8 protein-coding genes are annotated in these 14,730 nt (G+C 42.8%); 7 read left to right on the top strand and 1 reads right to left on the bottom strand.

What is annotated here, in order from left to right:
• Nucleotides 1-24: 24 nt before the first annotated feature.
• Nucleotides 25-1,821, bottom strand: coding sequence for an ABC transporter ATP-binding protein (locus QWZ07_RS14510; RefSeq protein ID WP_192854206.1), 1,797 nt, complete (start codon nt 1,819-1,821; stop codon nt 25-27).
• Nucleotides 1,822-1,910: 89 nt separating this feature from the next.
• Here QWZ07_RS14510 and QWZ07_RS14505 point away from each other — a divergent pair, with 89 nt between their 5' ends.
• The 7 genes from QWZ07_RS14505 to QWZ07_RS14475 all read left to right on the top strand — a co-directional run bounded on the left by QWZ07_RS14505 (nt 1,911) and on the right by QWZ07_RS14475 (nt 14,427).
• Nucleotides 1,911-2,402 (top strand): GAF domain-containing protein, encoded by a 492-nt coding sequence (locus QWZ07_RS14505; RefSeq protein ID WP_065104250.1) that lies wholly within the window; start codon nt 1,911-1,913, stop codon nt 2,400-2,402.
• Between the two features lie 97 nt (nt 2,403-2,499).
• The gene (gene proQ / locus QWZ07_RS14500) at nt 2,500-3,123 is read left to right on the top strand and encodes an RNA chaperone ProQ (RefSeq protein WP_017106990.1); all 624 of its coding nucleotides are present in this window, start codon (nt 2,500-2,502) and stop codon (nt 3,121-3,123) included.
• Between the two features lie 17 nt (nt 3,124-3,140).
• On the top strand, nt 3,141-5,135 hold the full coding sequence (gene prc, locus QWZ07_RS14495; RefSeq protein ID WP_192854205.1) for a carboxy terminal-processing peptidase: 1,995 nt from the start codon (nt 3,141-3,143) through the stop codon (nt 5,133-5,135).
• A 275-nt stretch (nt 5,136-5,410) separates the two neighbouring features.
• The gene (locus tag QWZ07_RS14490; RefSeq protein ID WP_065104252.1) at nt 5,411-6,094 is read left to right on the top strand and encodes a hypothetical protein; all 684 of its coding nucleotides are present in this window, start codon (nt 5,411-5,413) and stop codon (nt 6,092-6,094) included.
• A gap of 218 nt (nt 6,095-6,312) precedes the next feature.
• Nucleotides 6,313-8,919 (top strand): aminopeptidase N, encoded by a 2,607-nt coding sequence (gene pepN / locus QWZ07_RS14485; RefSeq protein ID WP_192854204.1) that lies wholly within the window; start codon nt 6,313-6,315, stop codon nt 8,917-8,919.
• 219 nt (nt 8,920-9,138) lie between these two features.
• Nucleotides 9,139-9,357: a DUF2835 domain-containing protein gene (locus QWZ07_RS14480; RefSeq protein WP_004733645.1), complete on the top strand. Its 219-nt coding sequence runs from the start codon at nt 9,139-9,141 to the stop codon at nt 9,355-9,357.
• Nucleotides 9,358-9,585: 228 nt separating this feature from the next.
• Nucleotides 9,586-14,427, top strand: coding sequence for an NAD-glutamate dehydrogenase (locus QWZ07_RS14475; RefSeq protein ID WP_102299725.1), 4,842 nt, complete (start codon nt 9,586-9,588; stop codon nt 14,425-14,427).
• Nucleotides 14,428-14,730 lie beyond the last annotated feature (303 nt).

The following is a 14,730-nucleotide window of genomic DNA, read 5'->3' as shown; positions in this document are numbered from 1 at the left end:
CTTAACTTACTAGAACGACAAACATCAGGCGTGCGATTGCACACTGCCATAGAGTGTTTGATAAAGTCCTTGTTGTTCAACCAATTCACCATGTGTTCCCGTCTGTGTGACTTGCCCATCTTCTAAAACATAGATCAGATCAGCTTGTTTCACTGCTGATAATCGGTGAGCCACAATCAAAGTTGTGCGATCTTTCAAAAATTCGCTTAGCGCTTTGTGCAGAGCGGACTCTGTCGCGGTATCAAGTGCTGATGTCGCTTCATCAAGAATAACAAACTTCGGATTGCTCAACACCATACGGGCGATGGCCAGTCGTTGTCGTTGACCACCAGACAGTCGAACGCCATTCCTACCAATTTGAGTATCCAAACCGTTACTTAGCTGCTTAATCACATCTTGCATCTGAGACACTTCAAGCGCACGCCATAGCGACATTTCATCGTATTCGGCGCCGAGGGTCAGATTATGCCTCAATGTGTCATTAAAAAGTATAGGTTGCTGTAAAACAACGGCAATTTGATTACGAATTACATCAAAGCTGATGTCGTCCGTTGTTTCACCGTTATAACGAATACAACCAGAGTCGGCTTGATAAACCCCAATCAGCAACTGTATTAATGTCGATTTACCTCCGCCACTGGCACCAACTAGAGCGACCTTTTTACCTGCAGGTATGTGTAAGGATAGCCTATTTAAAACAGTGTTTTCTAATGTGTAAGAGAATGTAACATCTTCAATGTCGACGGTCACTTCTTGATGTTCATTGAACGGATTCACTTTACTCACCGGTCGGTGCTCTTCTTCAAGTAGCAGCAGGTCGTTAATACGCTGAAGCGCGGCCTTCGCGCTGTACCACGAAAACTGAATCCCTAACAACTCTTGAACAGGGCCGAGCATGAACCATAAGTAGCCGAAGACTGCGAAAATTTGGCCAATGGTTAAATCACTAAATAACACCATCAGCATTGCCACAGCACGGAACAGTTCAAAACCTAATAGAAACAATAAAAAGGACACTCGACCTGCGGCTTCAGATTGCCACGCGTATTTATCGGCATCGATTCTTACTTGATTTGCTTGAACTTTCAGTTCATCAAGAAAGATACGCTCTTTATTAGCGGCACGAAGCTGGTAGATGCCATCTAAGGTTTCAACTAAGCGATTCTGAAAACGCTCAAAAGATTGGTTCTCATATTTTTTGAGGTGTTTAACACGGCTACCGAGTTTACGAGAAAAATAAATAACAACAGGATTGACCAGTAGAATGAACAGCCCTAAACGCCACTCTAACCATAGTAAGACGATAGCGGTACCGAGCACCGTTAAGAAGCTGATGATAAATTTGGAAAGGGTCGAGCCAATGAACTTATCAATAGTCTCTATGTCTGTAATAAGGTGAGCATTAATACCGCCGCTGCCTTTGGTTTCGTATTGTCGGATGCTAATGCGGCCAAGTTTATCGATCATCTTGCTACGCATTTGGTAGGTGATCGTTTTGGAAACCAAAGTGAATTGACGACCTTGTAGAATATTCAACGCTTGGCTAGCAGAGCGCATCAGGATAACTAACAAGAGAGTAAGAGCAATATAGCCAGTTGGCGTTTGCAGCGAGACTGGAAGTAGATGATTCATCATCTCTAACCCTGAAGCCGGCTTATCAAGCAAAACTTCGTCAACCATGAGTGGCATAAGCAGAGGGATAGGGACGCTAATTAAGGTTGCAAGAATGGCAACAAAGTTAGCAAACAGTAATTTGGACTTGTATTTTTTTACTTGAGTTATCAACCAAGAACGGCTAATAGTGTCTTCTGAATTGTTCATTGTAATGAGAATAAGTCCTATTTAGTTTGATGGCCGCATTTTACTGCGTTCTCTTGATAATGGAAGTCTCAATTTAATTGGAAGTTAATATGAAAATAGAACATTACCAACGCTTAACCAAACAAGCCGTTGCATTAATTGAATCAGAAACCGATCTAATTGCGAATCTTGCAAATATTAGCTCACTATTGTTCATGGAATTAGATGAACTTAATTGGGCTGGTTTTTACTTAATGAAGCAAGATAAGCAAATGCAACAAGATGAGCTTGTGCTTGGTCCATTCCAAGGTCAGCCAGCGTGTGTTCGAATTCCAGTAGGGCGTGGAGTCTGTGGAACTGCGGTTGCGACGAATACAGTTCAGCGCATTCATGATGTGCATGAATTCGAAGGTCACATCGCTTGTGACGCTGCAAGTAACTCAGAAATCGTTATTCCATTCTCTATCGATGGTAAAGTCGTGGGTGTTCTTGACATCGATAGTCCAAATATTGGTCGTTTTTCTCAAATTGATGAAGACGGATTGACATTTTTTATGGCTGAAGTGGAAAAGGTGCTTAATTCGCACGCGAACAAGGCATAAATTATTCTCTTACTGTGGTTTTTCCCAAGCATCTCTCTATAATACGTAAAAATATTTTCTTAATGCTCGCGGAAAACCGCAAAAACCAGGAACCCACATGGAAAACACTGAAAAGTTAAAAAACAGCAAAGAAGTTATCGCATATGTTGCTGAATGTTTCCCTAAATGCTTTACTCTAGAAGGTGAAGCAAAACCACTTAAAATTGGTATTTTTCAAGATCTTGCTGAACGTCTAAATGAAGACGAAAAAGTAAGTAAGACTCAGCTTCGTGCAGCGTTAAGACAGTACACATCATCATGGCGTTACCTGCACGGCGTAAAAGCTGGCGCAGATCGTGTTGACCTAGACGGCAACGCGTGTGGCACATTAGAAGAAGAGCACGTAGAACACGCTAAAGCTACACTTGCAGAAAGCAAAGCGAAAGTTCAGGCTCGTCGTAAAGAACAAGCACAGAAAGCTCGTGAAGAAGGCAAAGCGAAAACTAAGGCGAAGAAAGCTCAACAGCCTCGTCGTCAAGCGCCTAAAGCACCAAAAGTAGAAAAGCCTGTAGAAACACGCGCTTTGAACGCCGATGAATTCATCGCTGGCAAAGAAGTAAATGTGAACATGGGTACAGGAAACATGGCTGCGACCATTGTTGAAATCAATAAGGAAGATGTACGTGTTCAGTTAGCAAACGGCCTACAAATGGTTGTTAAAGCGGAGCACTTGCGCGCTTAAAGGAGATACTCCTACGCATGAAATGCCGTTCAAAATTGACACTGATTGCTGCTAGCTTTTGTCTAGCAGCTTCAGCTCAGGCTCTTGAAGCCAAATTAGATCAGGACGATTTACCTTTACTCGCTCCTGAGGTCCAACACGAAACTGCTAGTAAACGTGTTACTTCTCGATTTACTCGTTCTCACTATAAACACTTCAATCTCAACGATGATTTCTCTCAAGCTATCTTTAATCGTTATTTAGAGATGCTGGATTATAATCGTAATATCTTCACTCAAGCTGATATTGACTCTTTCTCCTCCTCATCTTTGCAAATTGATGACCAGCTGAAAGCGGGTAATAACCAGATTGCCTTCGATGTTTATAATCTTTCTATGCAGAAGCGTTTTGAACGTTTTCAGTATGCGCTGTCTTTGCTAGACACTGAGATTAAGTTTGATACCGATGAAAGTATTGAGCTCAATCGTAGTGAAGCGGAATGGCCGAAAGATATCGCCGAAGTGAATGAGCTTTGGAGGAAGCGTGTTAAATACGACGCGTTGAATCTAAAACTTACTGGTAAAGAGTGGCCAGAGATTCAAGAGGTTTTGGAAAAGCGTTACAACAATGCGATGAAGCGTATTACGCAATCGCATAATGAAGATGCTTTCCAAATCTACATGAACGCATTTGCGCGTGAAGTTGATCCTCACACCAGTTACCTTTCTCCAAGAAATGCAGAACAATTCCAATCAGAGATGAATCTATCTTTGGAAGGTATTGGTGCTGTGCTTCAGATGACAGACGACTATACCGTTATTCGCTCGTTAGTTGCTGGTGGCCCTGCGTCAAACAGCAAACAATTGAGTGATGGTGACCGTATTGTTGGTGTCGGTCAAGATGGCGAAGAGGTTGTTGATGTTATCGGCTGGCGTTTAGACGACGTAGTACAACTGATTAAGGGCCCGAAAGGGACCAAAGTTAAGCTACAGATCTTGCCGGAAGGTAATGACGCAAAAAGTCACGTTGTCACAATTGTACGCGACAAGATTCGTTTAGAAGACCGCGCTGTTAAATCTGAAGTTATCGAGAAAGATGGCAAGAAGATTGGTGTTCTTGAAGTACCAAGTTTCTATGTTGGCCTTTCTAAAGATACCGATAAACTGATCACTGAGCTTAAACAGCAAGGTGTTGAAGGGATTATCGTTGATCTTCGAAACAACGGTGGTGGCGCACTGACTGAAGCAACCGAACTCTCTGGTTTATTTATCAAAGAGGGACCTGTTGTTCAGGTTCGTGATAGCTACGGTCGTGTCAAAGTGAACAGCGACACCGACGGCGAAATCAGTTACCAAGGCCCATTAACGGTATTGGTGAATCGCTACAGTGCGTCAGCTTCTGAGATTTTTGCTGCAGCGATGCAAGACTACGGTCGAGCGATTATCCTTGGCGAAAACTCTTTCGGTAAAGGAACGGTGCAACAACATCGCTCTTTGAATCATATCTATGATTTGTTCGATAAAGAGTTGGGTTACGTTCAATACACAATCCAGAAATTCTACCGAATCAATGGTGGCAGTACGCAAAACAAAGGTGTAGTACCTGATATTGCTTATTCAACTCCAATCGATCCAGAAGATACTGGTGAAAGTGTTGAAGATAATGCTCTACCTTGGGACAGCATTGATAAAGCAAACTACTCAGTGTTACAGCGTAACGATGACAAAATAGTTGCTTTGACTGCCCAACACCAAGCTCGCATTGCTACTGACATGGAATTTGGCTTTATCGCGCAAGATATTGAAAAATATAAGGCAGATAAAGACGACAACGACCTTTCTCTTAATGAAAAGGTTCGTCAACAAGAGAGTGATGATGCGGATGCGCTTCGTCTAGAGCGTATTAACCAACGTCAAAAAGCCGCTAAGTTAGAGGCATTTAAAACGTTGGATGATATTCCCAAAGACTACGAAGCCCCGGATGCTTATCTTGATGAATCAGTTGCTATCATGCTGGATATGATCAAGAAATAGAGCAAATACCTGTTAAAAGGTGATTGTTTAAAGATGCACAATTTAAAAAGCGAGCCTAGGCTCGCTTTTTTTTTGTCTATGATTTGACAGGAATACCTGATTGTAACCGTTGAGATTGTCTCAAAGAACACTCAATATTCAGGGTTATTTAGCTCTATTTTGCGTCGAATAATGACATTTAAGTTACTTTGCATTTAAAATTTAGTGACTTGGATCATATTTTTTCGCTTTCTATTCATTACGTGCCTAAGCTTAAAGAAAACGAGGGCGTGCGTATGAAATGGATTCTACTATTTTTATCTTGTTTAAGTTTTGTTGCTTTCGGGAGTGAGGTCGCTTCGAACGGTCAACAATCAAAAAGCGATAGCAATCTATCTCATTTTGACCTTCCTCTGTTGCTTGGTGATTGGTATTTGATGAATCCAGATCCCGAGCAAGGCACTGAAAATTTTAGAGCAATCAAGCTGACTCTTGACTCAAACTACTCATTCTCTATTGATATTCAAAAGAAAGATTACAGTGTCGACCATTGGGAAGGTTTGTATAATGCCAATGAAGACACAATTATTTTGGGTTTAAACACCTCAGAGCCTCAGGTTTACGCCTACAGCAGTAACCATAATATGCTTAACCTTAATGGTGTTATGTTCACCAAGGCTTTACCAAACGCATTGGCGGGAATATGGTCAAGCGCCGAACTGTCCGGAAGCGATTTGCGTGCGAGTAACATTCAAAAGATGGATTTAGTCCTTCAACCTGACTTTATATTTATGTTCCGAGTATCAGATGAAGAAGGTGGTGAAGTTATTCGTCGCGGAGTGTATTACACCGAAGGTGACCAGTTGGTGTTGCTTTATGAGAACGGTGAACACGGCACTCGTTACACATTAAACAGTGATGTGTTGACGCTTCAAGGTGAAGAAGGAGACATGTTTGCGGTGCTTAATCGTATTCGATAAGTGCGAGTTTTAGCCCTAAAATTGAACTCGTTGATAATATGGTATGTTGCTTGTTTATTAGGCGTTCCTATCTGATTTGATTGATAAAATAGCAAAACATGGAGGCATTTTCCTACAATGCCTCCTTTTTTTAATATTCCCCTTGTTTTATTGGCGCTCAACCTTTAGATATATACAGTTAAAAAATAATTACGTATAACGATCAAAAGGAACCCGTCATGGCACATACACCTCAAGCCAAGTATCGTAAAGATTATCAATCACCATCTCACACTATTTCTGAAATCGATCTTACTTTCGATTTGTACGATTCAGCATCCATTATTACCGCTGTTTCTAGTGTTAAGCAGGAGAAAGAAAGCTCGACATTAGTACTTGATGGTGAAGGCTTGAAGTTGGTGTCTGTTCTGGTTGAAGGTAAGGAGTGGACGCAGTATGAGCAGTCTGAAACTCTACTTACTCTGAATGATCTACCGAAAGATTTTACATTAACGATCGTGACGGAAGTTGACCCTGAAGGGAACAGTGCTCTTGAAGGCCTGTACAAATCGGGTGGTGCGTTCTGTACTCAATGTGAAGCTGAAGGTTTCCGCCGCATTACTTACTATATGGATCGCCCAGATGTGTTGGCGAAATTCACGACAACAGTCATCGCAGACAAAGCTGAAAACCCATTCTTATTAAGTAATGGTAACCGTGTCGACGAAGGCGAAGCTGAAAACGGTCGTCACTGGGTGAAATGGCAAGACCCACATCCAAAACCAGCGTACTTGTTTGCTTTAGTTGCGGGTGACTTCGATGTACTTCGTGACGCATACACAACACAATCAGGTCGTAATGTTGACCTCGAAATCTTTGTCGACAAAGGCAACCTCGACCGCGCAAATCACGCGATGGTTTCTTTGATTAACTCAATGAAGTGGGACGAAGAGCGTTTCAATCTTGAGTATGACTTAGACATCTACATGATCGTAGCCGTTGATTTCTTCAACATGGGTGCGATGGAAAACAAAGGCCTGAACGTATTCAACTCTAAGTTCGTTTTAGCGAACGACCAAACAGCAACAGATACCGATTACCTAGGTATCGAAGCAGTAATCGGTCACGAATATTTCCATAACTGGACGGGTAACCGAGTGACGTGTCGCGATTGGTTCCAGTTAAGCTTGAAAGAAGGTCTAACGGTTTTCCGTGATCAGGAGTTCTCATCTGATCTTGGCTCTCGCGCAGTTAACCGTATCAACAATGTTCGCATTATCCGCGGTCCACAATTCGCTGAAGATGCAAGCCCAATGTCTCACCCAATTCGCCCTGAAAAAGTGATAGAAATGAATAACTTCTACACATTGACGGTATACGAAAAGGGCAGTGAAGTGATCCGAATGATCCACACATTGTTGGGTGAGGAAGGTTTCCAAAAAGGCATGAAGCTGTACTTTGAACGTCACGATGGTACGGCTGCAACATGTGAAGATTTTGTAGCGGCAATGGAAGATGCATCGGGTGTTGACCTGTCTCAGTTCCGTTTATGGTACAGCCAATCTGGTACGCCGACGCTTTCGGTTGAAAGCCATTACGACGCAGAGAAAAAAGAGTACACGTTAACAACTCGCCAAGTAACAGCGCCAACTCATGAGCAAACTGAAAAGCAAGCTCTGCATATCCCTTTAGATATCGAGCTATATACAGCGTCGGGTGAAGTGATTGAGTTACAATGTAACGGTCAGACAGTTCATAATGTATTAGATGTGAAAGAGGCGGAACAAACGTTTGTGTTTGAGAATGTAGACGAGCAACCAGTTCCATCTCTGCTACGCGAATTTTCTGCGCCAGTAAAACTTGAATACAACTATTCAGACGAAGAGCTGATCTTCCTGATGGTGAATGCTCGCAACGAATTCTCTCGTTGGGATGCAGGGCAAATGCTGCTAGCGAAGTACATCCGTAGCAATGTAGATAACGTTCAACAAGGTCAAAAGTTTGCACTTTCTTCAGAAGTGGTTGATGCATTCCGTGGTGTATTGCTCAGCGATTCGTTAGAACCTGCGTTTATTGCAGAGATGCTTTCTCTACCAAGCCATAATGAAGTATCAGGTTGGTACGAGCGTGTCGACATCGATGCGGTTGCGTCAGTACTTCATTCAATGAAAGTGACGTTAGCAAAAGAGCTTGAAGATGAACTTGCTGCGGTTTACCACAGTAACGCATTAACAGAATACACGATTGACCATGATTCAATTGGTAAGCGTACGTTGCGTAAAGTTTGTTTAAGTTACTTAGCGCATACTGAAAAGGGTAATGACTTGGTTGTTGCTATGTACCAACAAGCAAACAACATGACAGATACAATGGCTGCAATGGGCGCGGCGAACAGTGCGCAATTACCATGTCGTGAAACTTTAATGGCAGATTACAGTGACAAGTGGAAACACGATGGTCTTGTCATGGACAAGTGGTTTGCTCTTCAAGGAACGAACCCAAGTTCAAACGCACTCGAAGTGATTAAGGCGTCTATGTCACACCAAGCGTTTAGTTTGAAAAACCCGAACCGTACTCGTAACTTGGTTGGTTCATTCTTAAACATGAACCCGGTTCAGTTCCACGACAAGTCAGGTCAGGGCTACGAGTTTGCAGGCGAAATCTTGCGTGAACTTAACAGCAGCAACCCGCAAGTTGCGTCACGTCTGATTGATCCTTTGCTTAAGTTCCGTAAATACGATGAAGAGCGCCAAGCTTTGATCAAGAAAGAACTTGAGACGTTGAAGAACATGGATAACCTAGCGAAAGACTTGTTTGAGAAAGTGACGAAAGCACTCGAGGCTTAAGCTCGCGATCATTCACGTAACGATTTGCTAATAAGCGGTTTGCTAGAACCTGTTTATTAATAACGAAAAGTCATCAGTGGTAGAGAATCTCTGCCGCTGATTTTTTGTTTCTGGTTCATCGAATTTTCGATAAGCTAGAGCAGTTTCAAGCTCAGTTTCACATTCAGACATCGTTAAGTGCCAAAAAACACAGGTACTGTATATTTAAACAGGTATTGTATGAATCGCTATATTTTCCAACTTAACATCTCATATCAGCAGTTTTTGGCCAGCTATTCTGGTGCAGCAAGTAAAGTTCAAGTGATAACAACCACTGGATTGCGTCTACAGTTACCTGCAACTCGGTTCAGACCTTTTCTTACACAAATAGGGGTTAGAGGGCAGTTTAGACTGACAACTGACCAAAAAAATAAGTTTATTAAGTTGGAAGCTCTGTAAACCTTGGCATGCCTAGTGAGTTAAAAGGAATCTTAATCACATAATCAAACATTTCACCTCTTACCACCTCCAAAACAATTAACTATTTCTCAATAATGCTTTTACAATAAATGAATGCATTACCTTTGCTTAACTCGTTAGTAGAAAAGAGCTCAACGGCTCAATTCAAACACTAGCTTAAGTAAGCCCCCTAATAATAAAATATAATTCTAATTGTGGAGTGTGACTATGACCGCACGTGAAACTGTGGTTCCAGTTTTACTTGAAAAAGTGTACAAACTGATTCAAGACAAACTTGACCTTGCTCATCGACCTCTCGTAACTCAACTTGCTCAACACTTGTTTAGTAACGTTTCTCACGACGACCTAACTCAGAGAAACGAATCCGATTTATACGGTGCTGTAGTTAGCTTATGGCATCACATCAATGAAAAGAAAGCCGACGAAATATCTGTCCGTGTTTTTAACCCGACAGTAAGTCGTCAAGGCTGGCAATCGACTCACACTATCGTTGAGATAGTGGTACCAGATAGCCCATTCCTCGTTGATTCTGTAAAAATGGCATTAACTCGCCTCGATCTCTCTTCTCACCTTATGCTTCACAACCCAACACAAATCTCCCGTTCTGATAAGGGAAGTGTTGTTGGTGTCAGCAACAATGAAGGTGCATTCCAATCGCTTTTCCATATTGAGGTTGACCGTCTTAGCAGCAAAGCTGAAATGACAGCGCTTAAAACAGAGCTGTTGGATATCTTTACCGATACAGGTCTTGTGGTTAATGACTGGCTACAAATGGTAGAAAGACTCGAAGAAGTCACCAATCAAGTTGAACAGCAAAAAGAGACGATTCCAGTTGATGGTCAGCGCTTTGATGAAACGCTTGCGTTCCTTCGTTGGTTAGGTGAGCACAACTTTACGTTTATGGGTTACAAGGAATACGACCTTGTTTCTGTAAATGGCGACACTGAACTACAACCTACCAAGGAGCAAGGCCTTGGTTTGTTCGCAAATTCAGATCGTGTACGTAACGTTAAGCTGTCTGAGTTTTCTGACTCGGCACGCTTAGAAGCGAAAAAACCGTATGTATTGATCGTAACCAAGGGCAACACGGCTTCACGCATTCACCGTCCAGCTTACAATGATTACATCGGCATCAAGAAGTTTGATAAAAACGGCAAGGTCATTGGTGAGCACCGCTTTACGGGTCTTTACACTTCTGCTGTTTATAACCAAACCGTTGAAAGCATTCCTCTAGTTCGCGAGAAAGTAGAGCGTATCTTAGATGCAAGCGGTTACCGTCAGGGTTCATACTCTTACAAAGCACTGCACAATATTCTAGAAAACTATCCGCGTGATGAACTGCTTCAAGCTCGAGAAGAAGAGCTACTTGAAGTGGGTACGGGCGTTGTACAAATGCAAGATCGCGATCTTCTACGTTTGTTCGTTCGCAAAGACCCTTTTGGCCGTTTCTTTAGCTGTATGGTTTACGTAACAAAAGATCGTTACAACACCGAGCTTCGTCGTCAAACCCAGCGTATCTTGAAGCAATACTTCGGTTGCGAAGAAGAAGTCGAATTCACGACATACTTCTCTGAAAGCCCACTGGCAAGAACGCACTATATTGTTCGTGTTGATAACAACAACATGGATGTGGACGTGAAAACAATTGAGCAAAATTTAATGGAAGTATCGTCTACGTGGGATGACCGCCTGTCTGAATCAATCGTTGCTAACTTCGGTGAGAGCAAAGGTCTTCCGTTATCAAAAGAGTACATGCGTGCATTCCCACGTTCGTACAAAGAAGACATGATGCCAGGTTCTGCTGTTGCAGATATCGAACGTCTAGAAGCTCTGAGTGAAGACAACAAACTTGGCATGCTTTTCTACCGACCTCAAGAAGAGGCGGTAGACTCTAAAGCTGTTCGTTTGAAGTTGTTCTACCACAGTGATGAACCGATTCACCTGTCTGATGTTATGCCAATGCTTGAAAACTTTGGCCTGCGCGTTATCGGTGAATCACCTTATGAAGTGCGCAAGACCAATGGGGTGACTTATTGGATCCTTGATTTCTCGATGCTGCATAAGAGTGATAAGACGATTGATCTTCGAGAAGCTCGCGATCTATTCCAACAAGCCTTTGCTGCGATTTGGGCGGGTGAGTTAGACAGCGATGGTTTCAACCGCTTGGTATTGGGTGCTGGTCTTTCTGGCCGTGAAATCTCAATCTTACGTGCGTATGCGCGTTACATGCGCCAAGTTGGTTTCCCATTCAGTCAACAATACATTGAAGACACATTGTCTCATTACCCAGATCTAGCGAAAGGGTTAGTGAGCTTATTCGGCAAGCGTTTTGATCCTAAATTAAAGGGCAGCGCGAAAGGCCAGCAAGATCTTATCAAGAAGATCACTGAACAGTTGGATCATGTAGAAAGCTTGGATGATGATCGTATCATTCGTCGCTACATGGAAATGATCACAGCAACGCTTCGTACTAACTACTATCAGTTAGACGACAACAAACAGTCTAAACCTTGGTTGGCTCTGAAAATGAGACCAAGCGAGATCCCAGATATCCCAGCACCAGTTCCTGCGTTTGAGATCTTTGTTTACGCACCAGACATTGAAGGTGTGCATCTACGTGGCGGTAAAGTCGCTCGTGGTGGTTTACGTTGGTCAGACCGTCAAGAGGATTTCCGTACTGAGATTTTAGGCCTAGTTAAAGCACAACAAGTTAAGAACACAGTAATTGTACCGGTTGGTGCAAAAGGTGGTTTCGTTTGTAAGCGTCAGCACATGATGTCTGGCCGTGATGAGATCTTCGCTGAAGGTCAACGTTGTTACAAGCGCTTCATCCGTGCACTACTAGACGTATCAGACAACATTATTGAAGGCGAGGTTATCCCACCGAAGAGTGTTGTTCGTCACGATGAAGATGATCCGTACTTGGTCGTTGCTGCCGATAAAGGTACAGCAACGTTCTCAGATCTCGCAAACTCAGTATCTGATGAGTACAACTTCTGGTTAGGCGATGCGTTTGCCTCTGGTGGTTCTAACGGTTACGACCATAAAGCAATGGGTATCACCGCGAAAGGTGGTTGGGAATCTGTTAAGCGTCACTTCCGTGAAATGGGCATCAACTGTCAAACAACGGATTTCACCGCTATTGGTGTAGGTGATATGGCGGGCGATGTGTTTGGTAATGGCATGCTGTTGTCTAAGCATATTCGTATGCAAGCTGCGTTTAACCACATGCATATCTTCATCGATCCGAATCCAGAATCAGCATCAAGCTGGGTAGAGCGTGAGCGCTTGTTTAATCTACCTCGCTCAAGCTGGGAAGATTACAACAAAGACCTTATCTCTCAAGGTGGTGGCATCTTCTCTCGTCGAGCGAAGTCTATCTCTCTGACGCCTGAAATTCAGAAAATGCTGGGTACCAAGAAAGCATCAATGGCACCGAATGACTTGATCAAAGCGATCTTGTCTATGCAGGTTGATCTTCTTTGGAATGGCGGTATTGGTACATACGTTAAGTCTTCAAACGAGACTCATACTGATGTTGGTGACCGTGCAAATGACGTGCTTCGTATCGATGGCCGTGACCTGAAAGCTAAGGTTGTTGGTGAAGGCGGTAACTTGGGTATGACTCAATTGGGTCGTATTGAATACGCGCTGACGGGTGGCCGAGTTAATACCGACTTCGTTGATAACGTTGGTGGTGTTGACTGTTCGGATAATGAAGTAAACATTAAGATCTTCTTGAATGGTTTGGTGTCTAATGGTGATCTAACCGTTAAGCAACGTAACCAAGTGCTTGAATCGATGGAAGATGAAGTGGGCGAAATCGTACTAGACGACGCATATTGCCAAGCTGAGTCTATTTCGGTTACTGAGCATCAAGGTGTTGGCTTAGTCAAAGAGCAAATCCGCTTCATCCACACTATGGAAAAAGCAGGGTACTTGGATCGTGGTTTGGAATACATCCCAGATGACGAAACACTGCTTGAGCGTGAAAAGCAGGGTCAAGGCCTAACAAGACCAGAGCTTTCTGTACTTGTTGCTTACGGAAAAATGGTGCTTAAAGAAGATCTTGTTAGTGATGATATCGCTAATGATGAATTCCATGCTCAACAGCTTATGCAATACTTCCCAACAGCGTTACGTCGTAACTATTCTCAGCATATGGATAACCACCCACTACGCTCTGAAATCATTGCGACGGCACTGGCTAACCAAATGGTTAACGAAATGGGTTGTAACTTCGTTACTCGTCTGCAAGAAGAGACGGGCGCAAATATCGTTGATATTGCAAATGCTTACGCGGCATCACGTGAAATCTACGGTCTTGGCCATGTTCTGAAGAGCATCCGTGAACTGGATAATGTTTCAAGTTCTGAAGCTCAATATGAATTGATTTACCATGTTCGCCGTACACTTCGTCGCTTGGCTCGTTGGTTGTTAAGAAACCGTACCGGTAAACAGTCAGTGAAAGCATTGATTGAACTTTACCAAGGCGATGTTCTAACTATCACAGAGAAACTGGATGAAAACCTAGTGGCTTCTGAAGTAGAAGAGCATAACGCAATGGCACAGTTATGGATTGACCAAGGCGTAAACGCTGAGTTGGCTAATTCAGTTGCGCGTTTGTCTAGCTTGTACTCAGCACTGGATATATCCACAGTGGCTCGTGAAACAGGTAAAACAGTACAACAAGCGTCTAAGCTTTATTTCAATCTTGGTGATCGTTTGTCTCTGCACTGGTTCTTGAAGCAAATCAATGGTCAAGCTGTAGATAACAACTGGCAAGCGCTGGCACGTGCAGCATTCAGAGAAGATCTGGATTGGCAGCAACGTCAGCTAACTGGCCAAGTGCTTAACTGCGGTTGTGCTTCAGACATCGATGTGATTAAAGCGCTTGATGACTGGATGGAAAGTAATTCTGTGTCTTTACATCGTTGGGAAAGCATCTTGAACGAATTCAAAGTGGGTTCTGTTCATGAGTTTGCTAAGTTCTCAGTAGCACTACGTGAATTGATGCTATTGAATCTAAACTGCATGTCGACAGACTAGCGATTAGATAAAACTAAAAGAAACAAGGGCAGGCCATTAGGTCTGCCTTTTTCGTTTGGCTGAATAGTAAATGACATGTCCAATTATTTTGTTGAGTCACTTATGCTTGATCAAGTTAGCTTCTAATTGGCCGAGTTAAACGATGTTCGTTACATGAATGATAGTCAAATGGACCATTCACTGGAGGGTACGGTAACGTTTGCTTAATAATAAACCTCTTTCGTTAGCAAACTCGATTATCTTACCCTTACAGACAGTAATAGATTGAATAGTTGGGTAAATAAGTAAATAATATCGCCCCGT

The organism is Vibrio lentus (assembly GCF_030409755.1).
GTDB classification, from domain to species: domain Bacteria; phylum Pseudomonadota; class Gammaproteobacteria; order Enterobacterales; family Vibrionaceae; genus Vibrio; species Vibrio lentus.
The sequence above is the reverse complement of the archived record's forward strand: the minus strand, read 5'-3'. Positions and strand labels throughout refer to the sequence as shown.